The sequence below is a fragment of the Mycolicibacterium fluoranthenivorans genome (assembly GCF_011758805.1).
Taxonomy (GTDB): Bacteria; Actinomycetota; Actinomycetes; order Mycobacteriales; family Mycobacteriaceae; genus Mycobacterium; species Mycobacterium fluoranthenivorans.
The window spans coordinates 421,028-445,326 of record NZ_JAANOW010000002.1 but is presented as its reverse complement, the minus strand read 5'-3'; the positions used below and the strand labels follow the sequence as shown (position 1 = coordinate 445,326).

Annotated in this window: 24 protein-coding genes; 8 read left to right on the top strand and 16 right to left on the bottom strand. The window is 68.0% G+C overall.

Annotated features, from left to right (window positions below):
- Nucleotides 1–351 precede the first annotated feature (351 nt).
- The 3 genes from FHU31_RS20165 to FHU31_RS20155 are packed head-to-tail and all read left to right on the top strand — an operon-like array spanning nt 352 to nt 3,796.
- Entirely contained in the window at nt 352–1,392 is a 1,041-nt protein-coding gene (locus tag FHU31_RS20165; protein WP_167161844.1) for an NAD(P)H-dependent amine dehydrogenase family protein, read from the top strand.
- A 10-nt stretch (nt 1,393–1,402) separates the two neighbouring features.
- Nucleotides 1,403–2,944 carry an FAD-binding protein gene (locus FHU31_RS20160; protein WP_167161842.1) on the top strand — a complete coding sequence of 514 codons (1,542 nt, stop codon included), beginning with the start codon at nt 1,403–1,405 and terminating at the stop codon, nt 2,942–2,944.
- Nucleotides 2,945–2,992: 48 nt separating this feature from the next.
- A complete protein-coding gene (locus tag FHU31_RS20155; RefSeq protein ID WP_167161840.1) occupies nt 2,993–3,796 on the top strand; it encodes an SDR family NAD(P)-dependent oxidoreductase in 804 nt (267 codons plus the stop codon).
- Nucleotides 3,797–3,807: 11 nt separating this feature from the next.
- On the opposite strand, the gene FHU31_RS20150 is transcribed toward FHU31_RS20155, so the two are convergent.
- The 8 genes from FHU31_RS20150 to FHU31_RS20115 form a co-directional block, all read right to left on the bottom strand.
- Nucleotides 3,808–4,644, bottom strand: coding sequence for a DegV family protein (locus FHU31_RS20150; RefSeq protein WP_167161838.1), 837 nt, complete (start codon nt 4,642–4,644; stop codon nt 3,808–3,810).
- Entirely contained in the window at nt 4,641–5,477 is an 837-nt protein-coding gene (gene octT / locus FHU31_RS20145; RefSeq protein ID WP_234901535.1) for a diglucosylglycerate octanoyltransferase, read from the bottom strand. Before octT ends, FHU31_RS20150 begins: the two co-directional genes overlap by 4 nt.
- A complete protein-coding gene (gene gpgP / locus FHU31_RS20140) occupies nt 5,467–6,123 on the bottom strand; it encodes a glucosyl-3-phosphoglycerate phosphatase (RefSeq protein ID WP_167161836.1) in 657 nt (218 codons plus the stop codon). The genes octT and gpgP overlap by 11 nt, the downstream gene beginning before the upstream one ends.
- Nucleotides 6,120–6,497 (bottom strand): ribosome silencing factor, encoded by a 378-nt coding sequence (gene rsfS, locus FHU31_RS20135; protein WP_090353398.1) that lies wholly within the window; start codon nt 6,495–6,497, stop codon nt 6,120–6,122. Before rsfS ends, gpgP begins: the two co-directional genes overlap by 4 nt.
- Complete coding sequence (gene nadD / locus FHU31_RS20130) at nt 6,494–7,123, bottom strand: nicotinate-nucleotide adenylyltransferase (RefSeq protein WP_167161834.1); 630 nt, start codon at nt 7,121–7,123, stop codon at nt 6,494–6,496. Before nadD ends, rsfS begins: the two co-directional genes overlap by 4 nt.
- Before the next feature lie 110 nt (nt 7,124–7,233).
- Complete coding sequence (locus FHU31_RS20125; protein ID WP_167161832.1) at nt 7,234–8,685, bottom strand: vWA domain-containing protein; 1,452 nt, start codon at nt 8,683–8,685, stop codon at nt 7,234–7,236.
- Between the two features lie 13 nt (nt 8,686–8,698).
- On the bottom strand, nt 8,699–9,583 hold the full coding sequence (locus FHU31_RS20120; RefSeq protein WP_090353394.1) for an AAA family ATPase: 885 nt from the start codon (nt 9,581–9,583) through the stop codon (nt 8,699–8,701).
- An 18-nt stretch (nt 9,584–9,601) separates the two neighbouring features.
- Complete coding sequence (locus tag FHU31_RS20115) at nt 9,602–10,858, bottom strand: glutamate-5-semialdehyde dehydrogenase (protein WP_167161830.1); 1,257 nt, start codon at nt 10,856–10,858, stop codon at nt 9,602–9,604.
- Nucleotides 10,859–11,017: 159 nt separating this feature from the next.
- On the opposite strand from FHU31_RS20115, the gene FHU31_RS20110 reads away from it, so the two are divergent.
- The 3 genes from FHU31_RS20110 to FHU31_RS20100 are packed head-to-tail and all read left to right on the top strand — an operon-like array spanning nt 11,018 to nt 13,938.
- The gene (locus FHU31_RS20110) at nt 11,018–11,869 is read left to right on the top strand and encodes a ribokinase (RefSeq protein ID WP_167161828.1); all 852 of its coding nucleotides are present in this window, start codon (nt 11,018–11,020) and stop codon (nt 11,867–11,869) included.
- A 32-nt stretch (nt 11,870–11,901) separates the two neighbouring features.
- Nucleotides 11,902–12,714: an enoyl-CoA hydratase/isomerase family protein gene (locus FHU31_RS20105; protein ID WP_167161826.1), complete on the top strand. Its 813-nt coding sequence runs from the start codon at nt 11,902–11,904 to the stop codon at nt 12,712–12,714.
- A 60-nt stretch (nt 12,715–12,774) separates the two neighbouring features.
- The gene (locus tag FHU31_RS20100) at nt 12,775–13,938 is read left to right on the top strand and encodes a DUF2306 domain-containing protein (RefSeq protein WP_167161824.1); all 1,164 of its coding nucleotides are present in this window, start codon (nt 12,775–12,777) and stop codon (nt 13,936–13,938) included.
- Between the two features lie 19 nt (nt 13,939–13,957).
- Here FHU31_RS20100 and FHU31_RS20095 read toward each other — a convergent pair whose 3' ends face one another.
- The gene (locus tag FHU31_RS20095) at nt 13,958–15,997 is read right to left on the bottom strand and encodes an NAD(+) synthase (protein ID WP_167161822.1); all 2,040 of its coding nucleotides are present in this window, start codon (nt 15,995–15,997) and stop codon (nt 13,958–13,960) included.
- A 27-nt stretch (nt 15,998–16,024) separates the two neighbouring features.
- On the opposite strand from FHU31_RS20095, the gene FHU31_RS20090 reads away from it, so the two are divergent.
- Nucleotides 16,025–16,861, top strand: coding sequence for an NAD-dependent protein deacetylase (locus FHU31_RS20090; protein ID WP_263987779.1), 837 nt, complete (start codon nt 16,025–16,027; stop codon nt 16,859–16,861).
- Here the strand turns inward: FHU31_RS20090 and FHU31_RS20085 are convergent.
- Nucleotides 16,858–18,129, bottom strand: coding sequence for a cytochrome P450 (locus FHU31_RS20085; protein ID WP_167161820.1), 1,272 nt, complete (start codon nt 18,127–18,129; stop codon nt 16,858–16,860). The genes FHU31_RS20090 and FHU31_RS20085 overlap by 4 nt on opposite strands.
- A gap of 67 nt (nt 18,130–18,196) precedes the next feature.
- Between FHU31_RS20085 and FHU31_RS20080 the strand changes: the two genes are divergently transcribed.
- Nucleotides 18,197–18,829 carry a TetR/AcrR family transcriptional regulator gene (locus FHU31_RS20080; RefSeq protein ID WP_167161818.1) on the top strand — a complete coding sequence of 211 codons (633 nt, stop codon included), beginning with the start codon at nt 18,197–18,199 and terminating at the stop codon, nt 18,827–18,829.
- Between the two features lies 1 nt (nt 18,830).
- On the opposite strand, the gene FHU31_RS20075 is transcribed toward FHU31_RS20080, so the two are convergent.
- The 6 genes from FHU31_RS20075 to rplU form a co-directional block, all read right to left on the bottom strand.
- A complete protein-coding gene (locus FHU31_RS20075; RefSeq protein ID WP_167161816.1) occupies nt 18,831–20,132 on the bottom strand; it encodes a protoporphyrinogen/coproporphyrinogen oxidase in 1,302 nt (433 codons plus the stop codon).
- Between the two features lie 31 nt (nt 20,133–20,163).
- The gene (locus FHU31_RS20070; RefSeq protein WP_167161814.1) at nt 20,164–20,787 is read right to left on the bottom strand and encodes a PIG-L deacetylase family protein; all 624 of its coding nucleotides are present in this window, start codon (nt 20,785–20,787) and stop codon (nt 20,164–20,166) included.
- 182 nt (nt 20,788–20,969) lie between these two features.
- Nucleotides 20,970–22,088: a glutamate 5-kinase gene (gene proB / locus FHU31_RS20065; protein ID WP_167161812.1), complete on the bottom strand. Its 1,119-nt coding sequence runs from the start codon at nt 22,086–22,088 to the stop codon at nt 20,970–20,972.
- On the bottom strand, nt 22,085–23,524 hold the full coding sequence (gene obgE, locus FHU31_RS20060) for a GTPase ObgE (RefSeq protein ID WP_090353379.1): 1,440 nt from the start codon (nt 23,522–23,524) through the stop codon (nt 22,085–22,087). Before obgE ends, proB begins: the two co-directional genes overlap by 4 nt.
- Nucleotides 23,525–23,623: 99 nt before the next feature.
- A complete protein-coding gene (gene rpmA / locus FHU31_RS20055; protein WP_090353378.1) occupies nt 23,624–23,890 on the bottom strand; it encodes a 50S ribosomal protein L27 in 267 nt (88 codons plus the stop codon).
- Between the two features lie 14 nt (nt 23,891–23,904).
- The gene (gene rplU, locus FHU31_RS20050; RefSeq protein WP_090353376.1) at nt 23,905–24,228 is read right to left on the bottom strand and encodes a 50S ribosomal protein L21; all 324 of its coding nucleotides are present in this window, start codon (nt 24,226–24,228) and stop codon (nt 23,905–23,907) included.
- Nucleotides 24,229–24,299: the final 71 nt, after the last annotated feature.

Here is a 24,299-nt window from a genome sequence, read left to right as displayed (position 1 = left end):
CGCCTCCGCGCTTTCGATGCAAGTCGGCGTGGTGAGGCTGACATTGGCGGCGCGCGGTCGGACTGATACCCGCGGATTCGCCACCGCAGGACGAGTTTCGGCTGGATCGCCAAGGCCGACACCAGTCGAGTCAGCTCCAGCCGACTCGTGAGCAGCCTGCACCGGGGCGGGTTCCAGTCAACATCGCGACCGCCAAACCGTCGAAGGCACCCGCGGTCGCGACCAGTGGCACACCGACGGTCTGGCCAAGCACGACTTCTTGCCTCCCATTTGAGAATCGACACACGAAACCACCGTCACATCGTGTGACCCGGGTTACACCCGTGAACACCTCGGCAATAGTGTGCACTCATGAGCCCGTTACGAGTCATCCAGTGGACCACCGGCAACATCGGTAAACGCTCCCTGCACGCGATCATCGGCCGCTCCGATATGGAACTGGTCGGGGTCTACGCCCACGGCGCCGACAAGGTCGGCGTCGACGCCGCCGAATTGGCCGGCTGGCCGGAGCCGACCGGGGTCACAGCCACCAACGACATCGACGCGCTGATCGCGCTGCAGCCCGACGCGTGTTGTTACAACCCGCTGTGGCCCACTATCGACGAACTCGTCCGGCTGCTGGAAGCCGGGATCAACGTATGCTCCAGCGCCGCCTGGATCACCGGCGGCAAGCAATCCCCGCGCGACCTCGATCGCATCCGGGCGGCTTGCGCGACAGGACAATCCACCATCTTCGGCAGCGGCGCGCACCCGGGCATGACCAACATGGTCGGCATGGTGCTCTCGGGTTCCTGCGAGCGGGTCGACGAGATCCGGATCACCGAATCGGTGGACTGCTCCACCTACGAATCGGCGGGCACCCAATCGGCGATGGGCTTCGGCCAAGATCCGCAGACCCCGGGCCTGGCCGAAAGCGTGCGCGTGGAGAGCGAAGTGTTCGCCGAATCGGCCGCGATGATGGCCGACGCGATCGGCGCCCAGCTGGACCGGATGACCTTCGATGTCACCTTCACCGCGGCCACCGACGACACCGACCTCGGCTTCATGCAGATCCCGAAAGGCACCGTCGGCAGCGTGTACGGCTACCACCGCGGCTGGGTGGGTGACCGCAATGTCGTCAGCGTCGGCTTCAACTGGACCATGGGCCACCATGTGACCCCACCGAAGCCCCTCGAGCACGGCCACGTCATCCAGGTGTTCGGGCTGCCCAACATGCGCACGGTGTTGCACTGCCTGCCGCCACGGGACTGGACCGAGCCCGGGTTCATGGGGCTGGGCATGATCTACACCGCGATGCCGGTGACCAATGCGGTGCCCGCGGTGGTCGCCGCCCCGCCGGGCATCGTCACGCTCAAGGACCTGCCGCCGATCACCGGCCGGTTCGCACAGTAGGGCGCCCGGCATGACGTCAGCGCACTGGGACGACACCGTCGACGTGGTCGTCGTCGGCTCCGGCGGCGGGATCGCGGGCGCCTACACGGCAGCGCGTGAGGGCCTCTCTGTCGCGCTGCTGGAGGCGACCGAGAAGTTCGGCGGCACAACGGCATACTTGGGCGGCGGCGGCATGTGGTTCCCGGCCAACCCGGTCCTGCGCCGGGCCGGAGCCGACGACACGATCGAGGACGCCCTCACCTACTTTCACACCGTCGTCGGCGACCGCACCCCACGGGCACTGCAGGACACCTTCGTGCGCGGCGGTGCACCACTGATCGCCTACCTCGAACAGGACGAGGCCTTCACGTTCAAGGTGCTGCCCTGGCCCGACTACTTCGGCAGCGCCCCGGGTGCCCGGCTGGACGGTATGCGACACATCGTCGCCAGAGCACTGCCCGACGACGCGCTGGGACCGTTCGCCGGCACGGTGCGCGGTCCGCTCGACCACGAACGCCTCGGCACACCCGCACCCGAATTGCTCACCGGCGGAAGAGCATTGATCGGCAGATTCCTCGCCGCACTGCGCCGGTTCCCGCAGGCCACGGCCCACCTCGAGTCCCCACTGACCGAGATCGTCACCGAGGACGGCGCCGTGACCGGAGTGGTCGTGCAGCGTCACGGGCCACCGGTACGCATCGGTGCCCGTCGCGGTGTGCTGCTGGCCGCAGGCGGATTCGAGCAGAACGCCGCAATGCGCGCCGCCTACGGTGTGCCCGGACGCCCCGCCGACACGATGGGCGCACCGGGTAACACCGGGTCCGCCCATGAGGCGGCCATCCGCATCGGCGCGGCCACCGACCTGATGGACCAGGCCTGGTGGTCGCCCGGGCTGACCCATCCCGACGGCCGGTCGACGTTCTCCCTGGGTATCACCGGCGGCATCCTCGTCGACTCCGCCGGCCGCCGGTTCGTCAACGAGAGCGCCCCCTACGACCGGCAGGGCCGGGTCATCATCGACCGGATGCGCAATGGGGCAATGACCTTGCCGTTCTGGTTGGTGTACGACGATCGTGACCGGGACGCGCCGCCGGTGCTGTCCACCAGCGTGTCGCTGGTCGATGCCGCACGCTACCGCGACGCCGGGCTGTGGCACACCGCCGACACCCTGGACCAGCTCGCCAACGCCATAGGCGTGCCGGCCGCCGACCTGAGCGCCACGGTGGGGCGCTTCAACGAGCTCGCCGCCGCCGGCGCGGATCCCGACTTCGGCCGTGGCGACGAGACCTATGACCGCACCTTCACCGGCGGTGCACTGCCGATGGCCCCGCTCGACCGGCCGCCCTACCACGCGGCCGCCTTCGGCCTCTCCGACCTGGGCACCAAGGGCGGGCTCGTCACCGACACCCATGCCAGGGTGCTCGATACCGGCGGGCGCCCGATCCCCGGGCTCTACGCGGCGGGCAACACCATGGCAGCCGTCAGCGGCACCACCTATCCCGGCGGGGGCAACCCGATCGGCGCGTCGATGTTGTTCAGCCATCTCGCCGCGCTGCATATGGCCGCCGGATGATCCGGCGAACGCCGGACACCGGCACCCGGTAGCGGGCATCATCCGTCCATGGGTACCCCTCGCTATACCGGCCGTCGCGTCCTGATCACCGGAGGTGGGTCCGGCATCGGTCAGGCCACCGTGCTGCGCATCCTCGACGAGGGCGGTCGCGTGGTCGCCGCCGACATCAGTGACTCGGGCCTGGCGGACACCGTGGCCAAGGCAGCCGGGCACCTCGACCGGCTGGACACCGTGCGGATCGATGTCGCCGATGAGGAGTCCGTCCGAAGCGCAGTGGCCGCCGCCGTCGAGCGACTCGGTGGACTGGACACCCTGATCAACGCGGCGGGCATCCTGCGGTCAGCGCACTTCGCCGAGACGTCGCTGGCCGATTTCGAACAGGTGCTGCGGGTCAACCTGATCGGCACGTTCCTGGTCACGCGTGAGACGATTCCGGCTCTGCGAGAAGGTAATGCGGCGGCCGTGGTGAATTTCAGTTCCACCTCGGCGAGCTTCGCCCACCCGTACATGGCCGCCTACGCCGCCTCCAAGGGCGGCGTCCAGGCGATGACCCACGCGCTGGCGCTGGAGTTCAGCAAGGCCCGTATCCGGTTCAACTGCGTGCAGCCGGGGTCGGTCTCGTCCGGGATGACCGATGGTGTCGGCGAGTCCCGGCAGAGCGTCGGACCAGGACTGCCGGCCGACATGGACTTCGGCCTCCTCGGCAAGATCCGCTCCGTGCTGCCCACCGACGACGGCGCCATGTTCGCCAGGCCGGACGCGGTCGCCGCCGTGGTCGCGATGCTCGGTTCCCCCGAAGCCTGCTGGGTCACCGGCACCGAGGTGCGCGTCGACGGCGGCACCCACATGTAGCCGGGACAGCCTCACTCGGTGAGGCTGACGCACGCCCCCACCGCACCGCCACCGACATGCACGCCCAGCACGGGACCCATATCGGTCACGGTCAGCGACTCGATCTGCGGCAGCCGCGCGGTCAGCGCCGCACCGAGCTTGGCCGCGTCATCGTGATTGTCCACGTGGTGGACGGCGATCGACGCGCCGCGCTCCCCCACGATCTCGGCGATCGAATCCACCATTGCCGCATGCGCTTTCGACACGGTGCGGATCCGCTGGGCCAGCACCAACCGGCCGTCGACGTCCAGGCGCAGCAGCGGCTTCAACGAGAGCGCGGTGCCCAGCCACGACACCGCGGTACCGATCCGGCCCGAACGACGCAGGTTGTCCAGCCGGTGCACGACGATGAACACGTGGCCGCGTGGAACCGCGGCCCGAGCCGCCGCTTCCACCTCGTCCAGCTCCGCTCCGGCGGCCGCGGCCCGCGCGGCGGCCAACGCGACGAACCCGATGCCCATCGCCGCCGATCGCGAGTTCACCACGCGCACTGCGGATCCGAACTCACGTGCCACGCCGGCCGCGGTGCTGAAGGTGCCCGACAGCGCGGCCGAGATGTGTACGGCGACGACACCATCGCCGTCGCTGTCCACCAGCGCCTTACGGTAGGCATCGGAGAGATCCGCCGGCGACGCACCGGAGGTGCTCACCTGGCTGCGATCGTGGATGTCATTGGGCATCGGGTCGACACCGTCGAGCAGATCGGTTCCGCCGACCAGCACATGCAACGGCACCTGACGGATCGACCAGCGCTGCCGGTCCTCAGCGCTCAGCCGTGCCGACGAATCGGTCACCACCTGGACGGTCATGAGTCGGTGCGTGGATCCGACGATTTCCCCGTCGCTTCGCTCGCCCCGGGTCGGTAGGCACCGGCTTCGGCGAGACCCTTGAGCATCAGGTCGGCGACGGCAGCGTGAGCCTCGAAATTCCAATGGATCCCGTCGGGGTTGCCCTGACCGCTGAGCACGTACTCGCCGACGGCAGCCTTGAGGTCGATGATCGGGACCCCTTTTGTTTCGCCCCATCCGGTGATCGCGGCCGCGGTGGCGTCGCGCCAGCGGTGCGACCGGCCATAGGTGTCGGCGATGTGCACCGACGGCACGCTCGCCACGACCGGAATGCCGGGCCGATTGAAATCGATGGCGGCCCTGGTCTGTTCGAGGTACTCCACGCTCAAGTGCGGCGGCAGCGCCGGACGGGCCACCGGCGACAGTCGTGGCTGCAACCAGCCGTAGCCGTCACGGGCCCAGCGCCGCAGCCAGGCCGGGCGCACATAGCGGATGAGCTCACGCAACGCGGTCGGCAGCGGTGACGGCAGTGAGTCCATCCCGGAGGTCGCGAAGATCACGGCGCCCGCGTGCGGCAACGCCGCCCATGAGCGCGGATCCTGGGTCGCCGCCCACCACACGTCACGGCAGGTCCAGCCGATCCGGCCGATCAGCTCCACATCCCAATCGAGTTGTTCAGCAACGATATTGGGCCAGATGCGCGGATCGTCGGCGGGCAAGCCACCGGTCGGTCCGTAGTAGGACAGGGAGTCGCAGAAGACCAGAAGCGTCCTTCTGCGGGCTGGGGGCACCTCCCGCTCGCGGGGGAGGGCGGAGCGACCCGGGGAATTGTCCCGGGGACCCTCAGAGGACATCGTTGGCCACCTGCGCCGAGGCGTTCCACACGTCCAGACGCCACTTGATCGCGTCCTCGACGATATGCCCGGACAACTGCACCCAACTGGCGTTGCCCATTCCGCCCAGCACCGGCCAATTGTCGACGGGCAGCCCGAGCAGGGCTGCGGCCAGCGCGGCGATCAACCCGCCGTGGGCGACCAGCACGACCGGGCGGTCGGAACCATCGGCACCCCACTCCGGTTGGGAGTCAAGCAGTTCGGCGACCACCGGCACGCTGCGCTCGGCGACGTCCACCCGGCTCTCCCCGCCGTGCGGTGCCCACCGGGCGTCGTCGCGCCACGCCACGCGGGCTCCGGGCGCGACGTCGTCGACCTCAAGGTGCGTGAGCCCCTGCCAGTCACCGAGATGGGTCTCGCGCAGCCGCTCGTCGATGTGCACCGGCAGCCCGGAACGGTCGCCCAGTGCGGTCGCGGTGTCCAGCGCGCGGCGCAAGTCCGAGGACACGATGAGAAACGGTTGTCGTTTGGCCAGCACCTCGGCTGCGGCGACCGCCTGCTGCCGACCGAGCTCGGTCAGATCGGTGTCGAGCTGCCCCTGCATGCGGCTGCCCGCATTCCACTCCGTCTGCCCGTGCCGCAGCAGGACCAGCCGGCGAATGGTCATTCGCTGCGCTCCACACCCTCGAGGTCGACCGGAACCAACGGGCAGTCCCGCCACAACCGGTCCAGCGCATAGAACTCGCGCTCCTCGACGTGCTGGATGTGCACCACGATGTCGATGTAGTCCAGCAGGGTCCAGCGTCCCTCACGGGTGCCCTCCCGACGGGCCGGCTTGTACCCGGCCTGGCGCATCTTCTCCTCGACCTCGTCCACGATCGCGTTGACCTGGCGCTCGTTGGAGGCAGAGGCGATCACGAAGAGGTCGGTGATGACCAGCTGACCGGATACGTCGATGACGACGACATTCTCGGCGAGCTTGGATGAGGCGGCCTGAGCCGCGACGGTGGCCGCGGTCACGGCTTCTTGGGTGGCGCTCACGGGCGGCCCTCCTGTTTCGGGGCACTGTAGAGCCCTCGTTTGGACACGTACTGCACTACACCGTCGGGCACCAGGTACCAGATCGGCCGGGATTGTTGGGCGCGCAACCGGCAATCACTCGACGAGATCGCCAGCGCCGGCACCTCCACCAGGGTCAGGGCGTCTTCGGGCAGTTCCTTCATGGCCTCGGCGATGTGCTCACCGTCGAGTTCGTAGCCGGGCCGACTGACCCCGACGAACCGGGCCAGGGAGAACAGCTCCTCCCAGTTCTGCCAGGACAGGATGGAGGCCAGCGCGTCGGCGCCGGTGATGAAGTACAGATCGCTGTCGGGGTTCAGCCCGGCCAGATCACGCAGGGTATCGGTGGTGTACGTGGCCCCGCCGCGGTCGATGTCCACCCGGCTCACCGAGAACCGCGGGTTCGCGGCGGTGGCGATGACCGTCATGAGGTAGCGGTCCTCCGCCGCGGTGACGCGCCGATCGCGTTTCTGCCAGGGCTGCCCGGTGGGGACGAACACCACCTCGTCGAGCTCGAACTGGTCGGCGACCTCGCTCGCCGCGACCAGGTGCCCGTGGTGGATGGGATCGAACGTCCCGCCCATCACCCCGAGCCTGCGTCTGGTCACGAAGAGCCAGCTTACTGGGCGTGCCGCGGGGCGCTGTCCCGCCGCCGAGATCGACGTTTCGGCCAGGCTCTGCTGGCACAAATCCGCCCGATTGATCAGATGGGCGGAAATCAGACGGGGAGGAGCCCGTCGATCACGGTCGCGAGCTGCTTGGCCGAGCGGCACTCGTGCATCGCGATGACGTCCTTGTACCGCGGCACCGCGGAGTCGCCGCTGCCCCACAGGTGCTTGGGCTCCGGGTTGAGCCAGTACGCATGCCGACTCGCGTTCACCATGCGGCTCAGCAGGTCGGCCTGCGGGTTGCGGTAGTTGTTGCGCCCGTCGCCGAGGATCAACAGCGAAGACCGCGGGGACAGCACGTTGGGGAAGTTGTCCATGAACGACACGAACGCGTGCCCGTAGTCGGAGTGCCCGTCGCGGGTGTAGACCCCGGCCTCGCGGGTGATGCGCTGCACCGCCACCGCCAGGTCCGCTTCCGGCCCGAACATCTCGGTGACCTCGTCGGTGGTGTCGATGAAAGCGAACACCCGGACCCGGGAGAACTGCTGGCGCAGCGCGGCCACCAGCATCAGGGTGAAATGACTGAAGCCGGCCACCGAACCCGACACATCGCAGAGCACCACCAGTTCGGGGCGCGCCGGATGCGGCTTCTTGAGCACCACATCGATGGGCACCCCGCCGGTGGACATGGATTTGCGCAGTGTCTTGCGCATATCGATCTCGCCGGCGCGGGCGCGGCGCCGCCGCGCGGCCAGCCTGGTGGCCAGCGTGCGGGCCAGCGGTTGCACCGTCTTGCGCATCTGGCGAAGCTGTTCGCCCGAGGCGCGCAGGAATTCGACGTTCTCGGCCAGCTGCGGCACACCGTACATCTGGACGTGTTCGCGGCCCAACTGTTCGGCGGTGCGCCGCTTGGTCTCGGATTCGACCATCTTGCGCAGCTGAGAGATGCGCTGCGCGGCAACGGCTTTGGCGATCTCCTCCTGCGTCGGTGTGGGTTCTTCGCCGTACGGGGCCAACAGGCCCGCCAGGAGGCGACCCTCCAGCTCATCCAGGGCCATCGCCTTGAGCGCTTGATACGACGAGTAGGACGGGCCGCGGCTGGAGTTGTACCGGCCGTAGGCCTCGACGATGCGGGCAATCATCGCCGCCAGCCGGTCATCGAGGCTCTCCAGATCCGCGTCCGGACCCAGCATGTCCAGCAACGCCGTGCGCATCGCCTCGATGTCCTCCGGCGGCAACCCGTCAGGCTGACCGTCGCTCGCCTCGTCCGCCTCATCGTCGACGACGGTGCGGTCGCCCAGCGCCGCGGGCCACCAGAGGTCGAACATCGCGTCATAGGTCTCGCGGTGATCGGCGCGCCGCAGCACCGCACACGCCAGGCCTTCGCGCAGCGCGCCCCGGTCGCCCAGACCCAACTCGGCCAGCACCCGGCCGGCATCCACGGTCTCCGACGGACCCACCGAGATCCCGGCGCTGCGCAGTGCTTCCACGAACTCCACCAGGTGCCCGGGAATACCGTAGGGCGCCAACGGTTGTGGCGGGCGGGTGCGTCGGGATGTCATGGGTGCGAACCTCTCAGTTCAGTTTCAGCTCTCCGGACGCCTTGATCTGGTCGGACTGGTGCTTGAGCACCACACCGAGCGTGGCGGCGATGAGCTCGTCGTCGATCGTGTCCATGCCCAGCGCGAGCACGGTGCGGCCCCAGTCGATGGTCTCGGCGACCGAGGGCACCTTCTTGAGCTGCATGGCGCGCAGCACCCCGATGATGCGCACCAGCTCTGCGGCGATCTTCTCCGGCAGTTCCGGAACCCGCGACAGCAGGATGCGGCGTTCCAGATCGGGGTCCGGGAAGTCGATGTGCAGGAACAGGCACCGTCGTTTGAGCGCCTCGGACAGCTCGCGGGTGGCGTTGGAGGTCAGCAGCACGAACGGTGCGCGCTCGGCCTTGATGGTGCCGAGCTCGGGCACCGTCACCGCGAAATCGGACAGCACCTCCAGCAGCAGACCCTCGATCTCGATATCGGCCTTGTCGGTCTCATCGATGAGCAGGACCGTCGGGTCGGTACGTCGGATCGCGGTCAGCAATGGGCGGCTCAGCAGGAACTCCTCGCTGAACACATCGGTCTTGGTCTGGTCCCAGTCACCGGTGCCCGCGGTCCCGGCCTGGATCCGCAGGATCTGCTTGGCATGGTTCCACTCGTAGAGGGCACGGGCCTCGTCGACACCCTCGTAGCACTGCAGGCGCACCAGTTCGCTGCCGGTGGTCTGTGCCACGGCGCGGGCCAGCTCGGTCTTACCGACACCGGCGGGGCCTTCCACCAGCAGCGGCTTGCCGAGCCGGTCGGCGAGGAAAACCGCAGTGGCCGTGGCCTTGTCGGGCAGGTAGCCGGTTTCGGCGAGCCGCTTGGCGACATCGTCGATGTCGGTGAACAGCGGGGCCGGGCGGGCGGGCAGGCTCATGGGTGGGTGTTCTCCTAATCAGGCGGGGCGGACGTGGCCTTCAAGAGGCGAGCCCCACACAATCCATTTGGTGGAGGTCAGTTCGGGTAGCCCCATCGGACCGCGGGCGTGCAGCTTCTGGGTGGAGATCCCGATCTCGGCGCCGAACCCGAACTGCTCACCGTCGGTGAATGCCGTCGACGCGTTCACCATCACCGCCGCGGCATCCACCCCCTCGGTGAATCGTTGGGCCGCAGCCAGATCGGTGGTGACGATGGCCTCGGTATGCCCGGTGCCGTACTCGTTGATATGCGCGACGGCCCCGTCCACACCGTCGACGACGGCGACCGCCATGTCCAGCGACAGGAACTCGGCTCGCAGCTGCTCCTCGGTGGGATCCAGGTGCACGGTCACGCCGGCGTCCTGGAGCGCATTCACCAGGCGGGGCAGCGCGGTGTCGGCCACCGTGCGATCCACCAGCAGCGATTCGGCCGAGTTGCACACGCTGGGCCGGCGGGTCTTGGAGTTCAGCAGGATCCGCTCGGCCACGTCGAGATCGGCGGCCCCGTCCACATAGACATGACAGTTGCCGACGCCGGTTTCGATGGTCGGCACGGTGGCGTCGCGGACCACCGCGTCGATCAGCCCGGCACCGCCGCGCGGGATGACGACGTCGACCAGACCGCGCGCCTGGATGAGGTGGGTGACGCTGGCGCGATCAGCACTCGGTAACAGCTGCACCGCATCCATGGGCAGCCCGGCCTCGTACAGCGCCTCGCGTAGCGCGGTGACCAGGGCGGCGTTCGACCTGGCCGCCGAGGAGCTACCCCGCAGCAGCACGGCGTTGCCCGACTTGAGAGTCAGCCCGAACGCGTCCACGGTGACGTTGGGCCGGCCCTCGTAGACGATGCCGACCACACCGAGCGGCACCCGCTGCTGGCGCAGCTGCAGACCGTTGGGCAGTGTCGAGCCGCGCAGCACCTCGCCGATCGGGTCGGGCAGGCCGGCGACCTGGCGCAAGCCGGCGGCGATACCGTCGAGGCGCTGGGGGTTGAGGGCGAGCCGGTCGAGCATGGCTTCGGGCGTGCCGGCGGTGCGAGCGGCCTGCAGGTCCTCGGCGTTGGCGGCGAGGATGTCGTGGGTGTGCTCCAACACCGTGTCGGCGGCCAGATGCAGGGCGCGGTTCTTGGTCTCGGTGCTCAGTGCCGCCAGGCTGCGCGACGCGGTACGCGCGGCGGCGGCCGCGTCGTGAACCTGTTGACGCAGATCCGTGGTGGCTGGTGCTTGCACGCTCATCAAGCCAGGGTATCGGGCATCCCCAGGTCAGGCCCGGTGGGGCCGCCGAAACGCGGCGCACGCTCCCGAGCGTCACCTCACCGGTCGAACCACGACCCTGACGTCGATCTCGCTGGAGCAGACACGTGATGACCTGCCCGTGACGACTACGGTGAAGCCGTGACGCGGGTATGTGTGGTGGGCAGCGTGAACATGGACCTCGTCTTCGCCGTGGACACGCTGCCGGTGCCCGGCGCGACGGTGCTGGCATCCTCGGTCACCCAGTCCCCCGGCGGTAAGGGCGGCAACCAGGCGATCGCCGCGGCCCGGGCCGGCGCCGACGTCACGCTGGTGGCGGCGGTCGGTGACGACGCGGCAGGGCTCGCGCTCAAAGCCCATCTGAGCGATAACGGCGTGGATGTGGCGGGCGTGGTGACGCTGCCGGTACCGAGCGGGATGGCGAGCATCGTGGTCGACACCCATGCCGAGAACGTCATCGTGGTCGCCCCCGGCGCCAATGCCCATCTCACCCTGACACCCGCCAAGCTGCGCGATATCGTCGCCGACTGCGAGGTGCTGTTGATGCAGCTGGAGATCCCGGTGGACACGGCGGTGACAGCAGCCAGAATTGCGCGCGCGGCCGGCGCGACGGTGATCCTCAACGCATCGCCCACCGGTGCGGATTCGGCCGCGCTTGCCCAGCTGGCCGACGTCACCGATGTGGTGATCGTCAACGAATCCGAGGCAGCACAATGGGATCGGCCGGTACCGCATCTGGTCACCACCTTGGGCGCGCGCGGTGCCGACCATCGCACCACCCACGGACATACCCGGGTTCCGGCGTACCCGGTCGAGGCATTGGACACCACCGGCGCCGGCGACGTGTTCGCCGGCGTGCTCGCCGCGGGCTGGGCCACCGACCGCGGCTACGCACTGCGCCGGGCGTGCGCGGCCGGTGCGCTGGCCACCCTGGTGCCGGGCGCGGGCGATTGCGCCCCCTACGACGAGGCCATCGAGGACGCACTCAACTGAATCACCAACAGTTGTGGTTATAGTCGGCAGCCATGACAGCGCGACCGCCCGACGGTGACTGGCTCGGTACCCCGTTCCTGACATTCGAGCGGCACGGCCCCTTCGGCGTGGTGCGTCTGGACCGGCCCGCGGCCCGCAACGCCATGACCCCGGCGATGTACTTCGGCATCCGCTACGCCGTCAGCCGCGTGGAGGCCGATCCGGAGTTGGCCGGCCTGCTCATCACCGGCACCGGAGACGTCTTCGCCCCGGGCGGGGACCTCGGCGGTGGCGACGGCAGTGACGACTGGATGACGTGGGCCTCGGCGCTGTCGATGGATGTCACCCCGTTCGAGACACTGCGCCAGTCGGTGAAGCCGGTGGTGTCGGCAGTGAACGGACTGGCCCAGGGCGGCGGCCTGCAGATCGCACTGTGCAGCGATATGGCGGTGGTCAGCGAACGCGCCACGTTCCGGGTCCCGGAATTGTTCCGCGGTATCGCCGACACCTATTACAGCCAGATGCTGGCCCGCCTCATCGGCGCGGTCCGCACCCGCGACCTGATGTTCACCGGCCGCGTGCTCACCGCGCAGGAGGCGCTGGACTGGGGCATGGTGTCTCGGGTGGTGCCGCACGACACCCTGCTCGACGAGGCGCGTGAGGTGTTGGCGCAGGTCTGCCGGACCGCACCCCACGCCCGCTCGGTGGTGAAATCGAGCCTGGACAACTACCTCGGACTGTTCGACCGGATCGGGATGAAGGCCAGCTACAGCGGAGACGAGGCCAGAGCGGGTTTCGTCGCGTTCAAGGAACGCCGGTCCCCGGACTGGGTGCACCCCGATCTGCGCACCGAAGGCCGCCTCTGACTGACGGTCGAGCAAAATCCCGTGCGCCGGGCACATCGCCACTTAGAATCTGACATCCAAATGGACAACGACAAACAGGTGACGCTCTCACGGGGCCTCTTCATCTTCACTGCGGTGGTGGGCGCCCTCTATCTGCCGCTCGCGCTGAACTACACCTGGCCGCTGTTCGGCACCGGAGTCCCACGCTGGCAGGACGACGTGAACACCGCGATCAACGGCCGCGGCTACGCGCTGGGCGACGGATCGGTCGACGCGGTCCGGCACCAGGCCTACGCCGAGCACCGGGTGGTGCTGTTGGTACACACCACGTTGGGTGCACTGGCGTTGACACTGGCCATGTTCCAGTTCTCGGCGCGAATCCGCGAGCGGTGGCCCGCGGTGCACCGGTGGAACGGTCGCAGCTACCTCGCCCTGATGACGATCAGCATGCTGACCGCCCTGATCTTTCTCTACGTCACCCCACCGGCCCGACACTTCATCGGACCCGCGTTCGAGACCCAACTACGCGGTCTGGCGGTGGGCACGCTCGCCAGCGCCTGGTACGCGCTCTACGCGATCCGCAAGCGCGACATGGTCACCCATCGCGCCTGGATGACCTACAGCATCGCCTTCATGTTGACCGCACCGCTGCTGCGGTTCATCTGGATCGGGATCCAGCCGGTGATCCCGCAACACGACGTGCTCACCAATATCGGTGTGGGCTCGTTGATTCTGGGGGTCGTCGCACCCGGCGGCGCCGCGGTGGCCTTCATTGCCAGCCGGCAAGCCCCGTCCGATGAGGCCGACACCGCGGCGCCGGTCTGGAGATACGGCGCGGCGGTGGCCCTGGCGGTGCTCGGCTCGCTCACCTACACGGGTCTGACGTCGCGGTTGCCCGAGCCGATCCCGCACTCCCTGGTCGCGTTCCACCTGGTGCCGGTCTGGATCAGCATCGCGATGGCTCTCCTCGGTGTCGCCCGCGCCCGCGCGCGGGACAACGTCGCAAGGGAACGGCAATGGCGTTGGCTGCTGTGGGGTTTCGCGGCGGCCCCACTGTCGGCCAGCTTGTACTCGCTGATCGTGCCACCCGACTTCACCGCCGCCGATGCGATCATCGCCGGCGGAATGGACGGCGCGGCCATCCCGATCACCATCTGCTTCGCCGTCATCGTCCGTGCCGCGGCCCGGGCGCGCGCCGAGGGCCCAGGCCCGCTCGCCGCAGCCGAAACCGCCTCGGCCGCCTGATCTTCGGGGAGCGCGGACGCTACTCCGCGGGGATCCCGCATTCGATCTCATCGAGCCAGATCCGCGCGGACATGTCCGACGGGGCGCGCCAGTCGCCGCGCGGTGACAGCGCACCGCCCGCGGACACCTTGGGGCCGTTGGGCAGCGCGGACCGCTTGAACTGGCTGAAAGAGTAGAACCGCTGCGCGAACACCGTCAGCCAGTGCCGGATCTCCGCCAGTGAATACTCCGGCCGCTTGTCCAGTGGAATCCCCGTCGGCCAGTCACCTCGGTCCGCAGCACTCCACGCATGCCAGGCCAGGAAGGCGATCTTGGCCGGCCCGAATCCGTGACGAAGCGCCTGGAACAGTGAGAAGTCCTGCAGCGCATAGGGACCCACCTTGGCTTCGCTGCTCTGCACCTTGCCGTCCTCACCCACGGGCACCAGCTCCGGGGTGATCTCGGTGTCCAGCACCGACGCCAGCACCTCGTTGACATCCTCGCCGAACTGACCCGACGAGATCACCCAACGGATCAGGTGCTGAATGAGCGTCTTCGGGACACCGCCGTTGACGTTGTAGTGCGACATCTGGTCACCGACGCCGTAGGTGGACCAGCCCAACCCGAGTTCGGACAGATCCCCGGTGCCCAAGACGATGCCGCCACGCTGATTGGCCAGCCGGAACAGGTAGTCGGTGCGCAACCCGGCCTGGACGTTCTCGAACGTGATGTCGTAGACCTTCTCGCCCTGGACCACCGGATGTCCCATCTCGGTGAGCATCAGGGTGGCCGTATCCCGGATGTCGATCTCCTCGAAGGTCACCCCCAACGCCTTGGACAACGCGATGGCATTGCCCTTGGTGCGATCGCCGGTGGCAAAGCCGGGCAGGGTGAACGCCAAGATGTCGCTGCGCGGGCGGCTTTCGCGGTCCATGGCCTTGGCCGCGACGATGAGGGCGTGGGTGGAGTCCAGGCCGCCGGAGACCCCGATGACCACCTTCGGATAGTTCAGCGCGCGCAGCCGCTGCTCCAGCCCCGACACCTGGATGTTGTAGGCCTCGTAGCAATCCTGCTGCAGCCGTTGCGGATCCGACGGCACGAAGGGGAACCGCTCCACCGCTCGGCGCAGACCGATGTCGCCGTCCGGTGGGTCGAGGGTGAACTCGATCCGGCGCACGTTCGCTGCGGCGCCGTGATGGCGCGCATTGTCGTCGAAGGTGCCCTGGCGCAGTCGCTCCGCGCGCAGCAGTGCGGTGTCGACGTCGGCGACGCTGCGCCGCTCCCCTTTCGGGAAGCGATCGGATTCGGCCAGCAGCACCCCGTTCTCGTAGATCATGGTCTGCCCGTCCCAGGCCAGGTCGGTGGTCGACTCCCCCTCACCGGCGGCGGCGTACACGTAGGCGGCCAGGCAGCGTGACGACGCCGAGCGGGCCAGCAGCTTGCGGTCCTCGGCACGACCGATGGTGATGGGGCTGCCCGACAGGTTCGCCAGCACCGTGGCTCCTGCCAGCGCGGCCTGGGCGCTCGGCGGAATGGGTACCCACATGTCCTCGCAAATCTCCACGTGCAGGACGAAATCGGGCAGGTCGGCGGCCGTGAACAGCAGATCCGGCCCGAACGGCACGTCTGCGCCGTTGATCCGGATGGTGCCGCGGGCGTCGTCACCCGCAGCGATCTGACGGCGCTCGTAGAACTCCCGGTAGGTGGGCAGATACGACTTGGGCACCACCCCGAGGAGGGTGCCGCGGTGAATCACCAACGCGGTGTTGTACACCCGGTTGCCGTGCCGCAGCGGGGCGCCGACCACCAGCACCGGCAGCAGGTCGGCCGACCCTGCCAGCAGGGTGGCCACCGCGTCTTGCACGGCATTGAGCAGCGTGTCCTGCAACACGATGTCCTCGAGCGAGTACCCGGACAGGGTGAGCTCCGGGAACACCGCCAGCCCGACGGCGTCGTCATGACATTCGCGGGCCGTGCGCAGCACCGAATCCGCGTTGGCCGCGGGGTCGGCCAGCGTGGTGTGGTGCGTGCACGCGGCGACCCGCACGTATCCGTGCCGGTAGGCGGAATAGAAGTCCACGTCGCCATTATCCCTATCCTGGGTGGGGTGGAAGCCCCCGAACTCGTATCTGCCCTGTCCGGACTGCGGCTGGCGGTCCTGACGGGGGCGGGTATGTCGACCGATTCGGGGATTCCGGACTACCGCGGTCCGGACTCTCCGCCGAGCAATCCGATGACGATCGCCCAGTTCACCTCCGATCCGGTGTTCCGTCAGCGTTACTGGGCCCGCAATCATGTCGGCTGGCGGCATATGGACGACACCCGACCCAACGCCGGCCATCGCGCGCTGGCCGCACTGGAGCAGGCCGGAGTGGTGACGGGCCTGATCACCCAGAACGTCGATCTGCTGCACACCAAGGCCGGTAGCCGCCAGGTGGTGAATCTGCACGGCACGTACGCCCAGGTGGTCTGCCTGGGGTGTGGGTACACCATGAGCCGCGCCGCACTGGCCGACGAATTGGAGGCGCTCAACCCCGGTTTCATCGAGCGCGCCGAGCAGGTCGGCGGTATCGCCGTGGCCCCCGACGCCGACGCGGTCGTCACCGACACCTCGACGTTCCACTATCTGGACTGTCCGCGCTGCGGCGGGATGCTGAAACCGGATATCGTCTACTTCGGCGAAAGCGTGCCGAAAGAGCGCGTAGCACAGGCATTTTCCTTGGTCGAAGCGGCCGAGGCCCTGCTGGTCGCGGGGTCGTCACTGACCGTGTTCTCCGGCTACCGGTTCGTCCGGCACGCCGCCGCGGTGGGCATGCCGATCGCGATCATCAATCGCGGCCAGACCCGCGGTGATGCGCAGGCCACGGTCAAGGTCGAGGGCGGCTGTTCGGAGCTGCTGACCCTGCTGGCCGGCGAGCTACCGGTGGCCGCCCCCTTGCCCTAGAACGTGCAGGGCATCGCCCGGACGGCGTGCACGAAGTTGCCTTCCAGATAGGCCGGTTCGCCCGCCGCGATATCGGGCAACTGGGTGAGCAGTTCGAAGAACAGCGCCCGCAGCTGCGTACGGGCCACGTGCGCACCGAGGCAGAAATGCCGGCCGCCACCGCCGAAGCCCAGATGCGGGTTGGGTTTACGGCTCAGATCGAAACGCTCCGGCCGGTCGAACACCTCGGTGTCCCAGTTGCCGGACGCGTAGAACATCACCACCTTGTCCCCCGCCGCGATCTGCTGACCGCCGAGTTCGACGTCGACGGCGGCGGTGCGCCGGAATGTCATCACCGGGCTTGCCCAGCGCACGAATTCCTCCACGGCGGAACCGATCCGGTCGTCGAAATCGTCGAGCAGCCACGCCCGCTGGTCCGGGAAATCGGTGAGCGCCTTGACCGCATGGCTGGCCGTCTGGCGGGTGGTGTCATTACCGGCCACCGCGAGCAGGACGAAGAACGCGGACACTTCGAAGTCGGTGAGCCGATCCCCGTCGATCTCGGCGTGCACCAGGGCACTGATCAGGTCGTTGCCCGGGTTCTCCCGGCGCTCGGCGGCCAACGCACCGGCCACCTGATGCAGGTACATCTGGTTCTCCAGCAGCACCTCGAGAGGATTACGGCCGGCCAGGAAGACCGGGTCCGCCCACGACACCAACGCATCCGCGGCGTGCGCCACCCGGCTGCGCTCGGACTCCGGGATGCCGACCATATCCGAGAGCGTGCGCACCGGCAGTTCCTTGGCGCAGTGCTCGACGAAGTCCGCACCGCTGCCCGCCGCAGCCAGTTCTTCGACGATGCCTTTGGCGTTGTTCTTGATCGAGGATTCGATGCGCGCGACCTGACGCGGCGTGAAGGCCGAATGAACGAGCTTGCGGATCAACGTGTGTCGCGGCGCGTCCATCGCCAGGAAGGACTGCGACGCCTCCAGCAGTTCCTCGGGCACGGTCTCGAACAGCACCCCCTTACCGGACAGGAAGGTCTCGCTGTCGCGGCTGACGGTGACGATATCGGCGTGCCGGGTGACCGCCCAGAAGCCTTTGTCGTTCGGATCCTCCATCAAGGCGTCCTCGACGGGCTTGTGCCAGCTGACCGGGCGCTGGGCGCGCAACTGCGCGAACGCGACCTCACGATCGGCCGCGGTGGTGGCCCAGAACGCGCGCGAGGAGAGGTCGATCGAATCGTACGGACGTTCCGACGCTGTCGATGTGATGGCTGACACAGTCATGTTCGTGACGATAGGTCTAGACACTACGTCTAGTCAAGGCGTGCACTCGGCCGATATCCTGACGGGCATGCCATCGGTGACCCGTAGACCGCAGGCCAAACGCCAGGAACGCCGCCAGCAGATCGAACGCGACCTGCTGGACGCCACCGACCGGCTGATGGCCGACGGCGCCAGCTTCACCGAGCTCAGCGTCGACCGGCTGGCCACCGAGGCAGGTATCTCGCGAGCCAGCTTCTACATCTATTTCGAGGACAAGGGCCATCTGCTGCGCCGGCTGGCCACCCAGGTGTTCAGCGACCTGGCGGTGGCCGCCGATCAATGGTGGAGTGTTTCCGGGCGCCGGGATCCGGCCGACGTACACGCCGCGATGTCGGGCATCATCGCCGGTTACCGCCGTCACCAACCCGTACTCGTCGCACTCAACGAGATGGCCGGCTACGACGCGGGCGTCCGCGACACCTACCGCGACCTGTTGACCGGAATCACCGACCAGGTCGCCGGCGTCATCGAGCGCGGCCAGGCCGCCGGTTCGATCCGGCGCTCACTGCCCGTCGCGGCCACCGCGAGCTCGCTCACGTGGATGGTGGAACGGACCTGCCACCAGAATCTGCCGTTCCAGCCAATGTCCTTCGATACCGAGCTGGCCGCTTCACTCACCGAAATCGTCTGGGGCGCACTATATCTGGAGCCCGTCGACTAGGTCAGGAAAACCACTCCGGGTGCCAGTACACATCCTCGGCCGCACCCGTCAACGCGTGGTCGACGGCTTGCCTGCCCTGCATGTAGCCATAGTCCTGATTCGACGACTCGTACCGCCAGCCCCCGAACCTCCCCCTGCTGTAGATGCCGTACCCCGTCAGCGTCTTGTCGGCGGCGCGCAGCACGTCATCACGCCCCAGCGTGGGCACCGGATACCCGAACGGAATGGTCTGGGCGAACCGGCTCTGCACCCGGGCCGGGTCGGCACCCAGAACCGCCAGCGAAGCCTGCACCGCGCCGATCGAATCCGCGGCCGAGGATGTCTGGCCGGGGAAGGACGGCACCTCGCACAGGATGTTCCAGCGGCCCGGCCCCGCATTGCCGGGGTCGTAGTTGCTCAGCATCGTGGCGCGGTACCACGGCACGCCCTCGTCGGGGCAGTACAGCCAGGTCTTGTCGGCCAGCGCCGGCGGCGGCTCGCCGCGGTACCCCAGTCCGACGGCGTGCACCCGGCTCGCCCGCAGACCGGTCGTCTGGTGCCCCTGCCCGATCCAGCCCAGTGCCGTGGTGATCGGTGCCGTGCTGACGCAGTAGTCGTACGACACCGAGGACCCGTCATCGAGGGTGGCCACCCGCTTGTCCGGGTCCAGGCCGAGCACCCGGGTACCCAGCCGGGTCGAACCGGGTGTCATCAGCGTGTCCTGCACGGCCTGCCACAGGGCGCCCGTACCACCGATCGGGTACGGAAACGCCTCGGCCGGGGCAGGTGGGTTGCTGCCCGCCAACCCCAACTGGGGAACATTGCGGGTGTGGCTGCCGCTGCGCAGCGACGTCCAGCCGTGGTCGACCTCATGCAGCGGCGCCGTCCACATCTTGCGGTTGTAGGGCTCGAAGAACTGCTCGTAGAGCCGGCGGCCGAAGTGGTTGAGGTAGTAATCGGCGAGGTGGTGCGCGGGTGCATCGGGACGCAGATCGGTGGGCAGCTCGGTGAGCTGCTGCTGGATCGGAGTCGGGACCAGACTCTGCGGGCCGTCACCGGTGAGCCACACCCAGCCGTTTCGGGTGACCTGGTTGATCCCGACCCCGCTGGCGCGTACCGCGTGGTCGAACTCGGGAAAGTGACTGTGCAGCACATGCCCGCCGAGGTCCCAGGTGAATCCCTGCTCATCGGTGACCGAGGCGGACATCCCGCCGATCCGGTCGCCCGCATCGACCACGAGATGGTCGATTCCGAGCTCGGTGAGTCGCGTCGCCGCGCCGATACCGGTAGTGCCTGCGCCTACCACCAGGAAAGTCGGTTGCATATCCCGTCGCTGTGCTCGCCCCACCACTCCTCTAGAAGTCGAGGACCTGGCGAACGGGCTCGAACCCTTCGGCGAACGGACGGCGGCACAGGAATCCGTAGTGCTCGGCGGTGCTGCGCACCCACGAGGCGCTCACCTTTTCACTGGCTTCGGCCTGCGACACGTGGCACATCAACGCCTGAACCTTCTTGTCCAGCGCGTCCGAGATGTCGATGAACACCGTGGGATTGAACCCCACGGCCGAGGGCCCGCCGTAAGCCATGATGGTCGACACCCAGCGCGCCGCACCCATGGTGCAGCGCGACACGACGCGGTGGTCCTGATGACTGTCGTTGGCCGCGTGGGTGTAAACCACTGTCGCCGAGACTTTTTCGATGGCGTCCTCGATGAGGTGGACGAGCTCGAATTCCTGTAGCGAGACCCGGCAGTCGGCGAATCCCTCACCCCACATCAGCGTGTCCACACCCAGAACCTGGACGGCACGATGCTGTTCGTGCACGCGCTGAGCCGTGTCACCGGGGCCGACCTCACCCCGGGTGACGACCAGCATGGCAACCTGGTCGCCGGCTGCCACATGCTTTGCCAGCGCACCGCCACACCCGAGCTCGATGTCATCGGGATGAGCCCCCACCGCAAGTACAGATCGCCCCGTCATGCCCCCTGGCCTTCGCTTTGCTGTCCCCTAGTTTTGAGCAGCATAACCTTATTTCTGGCATAGCGAGTGCTTACGTCGACCGATCTCGTGCAACGCGTCGTCCCGCCCGGCGCGGCCGCTTCGATCGCACCGGTAGCAGCAGAAACGTCAATTTTGCGACAATCGCCCACCGACGACGCCTGTCAGGTGGCCACCAGATCGTCGGCGTGCACCGCCGGCCGGCGCAGATCAGCAGGCAGGTCCGGGGTCGACCGGCCGATCATCGTGGCCAGTTCACCCGCGTCGTAGGCCACCACCCCGCGCGCGACCACCTGCCCGTCGGGTCCGTGCAATTCGACGACATCACCGCCGTGAAATTTGCCCGTCACCGCCGTGATCCCGGCGGGCAGCAGAGACCGGCGCTGGGTGACCACCGCACGCACCGCGCCGTCGTCCAGAGTCAGCGCACCCGCGGCCTCGGCGGCATAGCGGACCCAGAACCTGCGCGCCGACATCCGTTCGGGACGAGGGGCGAACACCGTACCCACCGAGGCGTCGCCGAGTGCGGCCGCCGCGTCGGCTGCCGCAGCCAGCAGCACCGGCACGCCGGCATCGGCGGCCAGCAGCGCCGAGGACAACTTGGAGGCCATCCCTCCGGTCCCCAGACTGCTCCCGCCACCCGCGACCACCCCGTCGAGGTCTCCCGCGGCGGCGACCTCGGGGATGAACCGCGCGGGATTGTCATCGGACGCCTTGCGCGGATCACCGTCGTACAGGCCGTCGATATCGGAGAGCAGGATCAGTGCGTCCGCACCGACCAGATGCGCCACCAGAGCCGAGAGCCTGTCGTTGTCCCCGAACCGGATCTCATTGGTGGCGACCGTGTCGTTCTCGTTGACGATGGCCACCGCGTGCAACGCCCGCAGCCGGTCCAGCGTGCGCTGGGCATTGGTGTGCTGGACGCGCATCGAGATGTCATGCGCGGTCAGCAGGACCTGGCCCACCGTGCGCTGATAGCGGCCGAATGCCGAACTCCAGGAATTGACCAGGGCGACCTGACCGACGCTCGCCGCGGCCTGCTTGGTGGCCAGGTCCTTCGGGCGTTTGGTCAGACCGAGCGGTTCGATACCGGCGGCGATGGCCCCGGACGACACGATCACCACATCGGAGCCGGCCTTCATCCGGCCTTCGATGGCATCGGCGAGGGTGGCCAGCCGGCCGGCGTCGAAGACACCGGCCGGGGTGGTGAGCGCTGTGGTGCCGATCTTGACGACGACGCTGCGTGCGGTACGGACGGCTTCGCGATGCACCGAGGCACTCATGCGTCGTTCTCCCGGCGTGCCTTCCGTGCTGCCTTGCGCTCATCGGCGCCCACCCGCTCGGTCTGCTCGAGGCGGATGTCGGTGCCTCGCCCCGACAGGTGGGTGTCGATACCCGCCGGGGTCTGCGGCTCCCAGTCGAAGGTCATATCGCCGATCGTCACCGCACAGCCCGGCGTGGCGCCCTGCTTGAGCAGTTCGTCCTCGACGCCCAGACGGGCCAGGCGGTCGCCCAGATAGCCCACGGCTTCGTCGTTCTCGAAGTTGGTCTGCGCAATCCAGCGTTCCGGCCGGGTACCCCGCACGAGGAAACCACCCTGTCCGTCCGGCGATACCGTGAAACCGGTCTCGTCGACGGCGATCGGGCGAATGACCGCGCGGCGCGGCGCCACCTCGGGCTGCGCCGCCCGGTACGCCGACACCAATTCCCACAGCGCGAAAATCAAGGGCCGCAGCCCTTCTCGGCTCACGGTGGAGATCTCGTAGACGGGCCAACCATACTTCTCGGCGATCTCGTCACGCACGAAGTCGGCCAGTTCGCGCGCCTCGGGCACATCGATCTTGTTGAGCACCACGGCGCGGGGACGGTCGGCGAGATCGCCGAGAGTCGTATCACCTTGCAAGGTCGGCTGATACGCGGCCAGTTCGGCTTCAAGGGCATCGATATCGGAGATCGGGTCGCGGCCCGGCTCCAGGGTGGCGCAGTCCACGACATGCACCAGTACCGCACAACGCTCGATATGACGCAGGAAGTCCAAGCCCAGGCCCCGGCCTTCCGAGGCACCGGGGATCAGGCCGGGCACGTCGGCGACCGTGTAGGAGTGGTCCCCTGCGGACACCACGCCCAGATTCGGCACCAGCGTCGTGAACGGATAGTCGGCGATCTTGGGTTTGGCCGCCGAAATCGTGGAAACCAGCGAAGATTTGCCGGCCGAGGGAAATCCGACGAGACCGACATCGGCCACCGTCTTGAGCTCCAGGGTCAGATCTCGGGTCTGCCCCTTCTCCCCCAGCAGCGCGAAGCCGGGCGCCTTGCGGGCCCGGGATGCCAGTGCCGCGTTGCCGAGTCCACCCCGACCGCCGGCGGCAGCTTCGAAACGCGTGCCGGCGCCGACCAGATCGGCGAGCAGACGGCCCTGATCATCGAGCACCACGGTGCCGTCGGGCACCCGGACCTCGAGATCGGCTCCCGCCGCACCATCGCGGTTACTGCCCGCGCCCTGCTTGCCCGAGGGCGCGTTGACGTGTGGATGAAAGTGGAAATCCAGCAGGGTGTGCACCTGCGGATCGACGACCAGGACGATGCTGCCGCCCTTACCGCCGTTCCCGCCGTCGGGACCACCCAACGGTTTGAACTTCTCCCGGTGCACCGAGGCGCAACCATGGCCGCCGTTACCGGCCTGCGCGTGGATGACCACGCGGTCGACGAACCGGGGCATATCAGGTCCTTCCACGGAGCAATGAAAAAGGTGAAGCCGCTACAAGTTCTGACTGGAGAACTCGCAGCAGCTTCACCTTCGCGGAAAGTCCTCGGAAAACTAGGCCTCCTGGACCGACGGTCGCACGATGTTGACCGTCCGGCGGCCCCGCTTGGCACCGAACTCGACAACGCCCGGGGCGGTGGCGAACAGCGTGTCGTCGCCGCCACGGCCGACGTTCACGCCGGGATGGAAATGAGTACCCCGCTGCCGCACCAAAATCTCGCCGGCCTTGACCAACTGGCCGCCGAATCGCTTGACACCGAGCCGCTGGGCGGCGGAGTCGCGACCGTTGCGTGAGCTGGATGCGCCCTTCTTATGTGCCATGTCTGGTATGCCCCTTACTTGATTCCGGTGACCTTGAGCACGGTCAGCTGCTGACGGTGACCCTGCCGCTTGTGGTAGCCGGTCTTGTTCTTGAACTTGTGAATGCGGATCTTGGGGCCCTTGGTGTGCTCGAGCACCTCACCGGTGACCGCGACCTTGGCCAGCTCATCGGCCGCGGTGGTGACCTTCGCGCCATCGACGACGAGGGCGACGGGCAGCGAGACGGAGGAACCCGGTTCGGATTCGATCTTCTCGACCTTGACCACGTCACCGACGGCGACCTTGTACTGCTTGCCGCCGGTCTTGACGATTGCGTACGTGGCGTTATCGGCTGCCATCGTTAGTCTTCCTCTACTTCGTTCTTCTGGGCGCGCGCAAAGGGTGAGGATGCACGTGCAGGTCTTGTTTG

Coding starts and splice junctions, on each gene's coding strand:
- proB (WP_167161812.1), bottom strand. CDS start 22,088: ATGAGTGCCTCGGTGCATCGCGAAGCCGTCCGTACCGCACGCAGCGTC.
- rpmA (WP_090353378.1), bottom strand. CDS start 23,890: ATGGCACATAAGAAGGGCGCATCCAGCTCACGCAACGGTCGCGACTCC.
- FHU31_RS20080 (WP_167161818.1), top strand. CDS start 18,197: ATGCCATCGGTGACCCGTAGACCGCAGGCCAAACGCCAGGAACGCCGC.
- gpgP (WP_167161836.1), bottom strand. CDS start 6,123: ATGACCATTCGCCGGCTGGTCCTGCTGCGGCACGGGCAGACGGAGTGG.
- FHU31_RS20125 (WP_167161832.1), bottom strand. CDS start 8,685: ATGACATCCCGACGCACCCGCCCGCCACAACCGTTGGCGCCCTACGGT.
- FHU31_RS20085 (WP_167161820.1), bottom strand. CDS start 18,129: ATGACTGTGTCAGCCATCACATCGACAGCGTCGGAACGTCCGTACGAT.
- FHU31_RS20100 (WP_167161824.1), top strand. CDS start 12,775: ATGGACAACGACAAACAGGTGACGCTCTCACGGGGCCTCTTCATCTTC.
- FHU31_RS20075 (WP_167161816.1), bottom strand. CDS start 20,132: ATGCAACCGACTTTCCTGGTGGTAGGCGCAGGCACTACCGGTATCGGC.
- FHU31_RS20165 (WP_167161844.1), top strand. CDS start 352: ATGAGCCCGTTACGAGTCATCCAGTGGACCACCGGCAACATCGGTAAA.
- FHU31_RS20155 (WP_167161840.1), top strand. CDS start 2,993: ATGGGTACCCCTCGCTATACCGGCCGTCGCGTCCTGATCACCGGAGGT.
- FHU31_RS20120 (WP_090353394.1), bottom strand. CDS start 9,583: ATGAGCCTGCCCGCCCGCCCGGCCCCGCTGTTCACCGACATCGACGAT.
- octT (WP_234901535.1), bottom strand. CDS start 5,477: ATGTCCTCTGAGGGTCCCCGGGACAATTCCCCGGGTCGCTCCGCCCTC.
- FHU31_RS20070 (WP_167161814.1), bottom strand. CDS start 20,787: ATGACGGGGCGATCTGTACTTGCGGTGGGGGCTCATCCCGATGACATC.
- FHU31_RS20105 (WP_167161826.1), top strand. CDS start 11,902: ATGACAGCGCGACCGCCCGACGGTGACTGGCTCGGTACCCCGTTCCTG.
- FHU31_RS20115 (WP_167161830.1), bottom strand. CDS start 10,858: ATGAGCGTGCAAGCACCAGCCACCACGGATCTGCGTCAACAGGTTCAC.
- rplU (WP_090353376.1), bottom strand. CDS start 24,228: ATGGCAGCCGATAACGCCACGTACGCAATCGTCAAGACCGGCGGCAAG.
- obgE (WP_090353379.1), bottom strand. CDS start 23,524: ATGCCCCGGTTCGTCGACCGCGTGGTCATCCACGCGCAGGCCGGTAAC.
- FHU31_RS20150 (WP_167161838.1), bottom strand. CDS start 4,644: ATGACCGTCCAGGTGGTGACCGATTCGTCGGCACGGCTGAGCGCTGAG.
- FHU31_RS20160 (WP_167161842.1), top strand. CDS start 1,403: ATGACGTCAGCGCACTGGGACGACACCGTCGACGTGGTCGTCGTCGGC.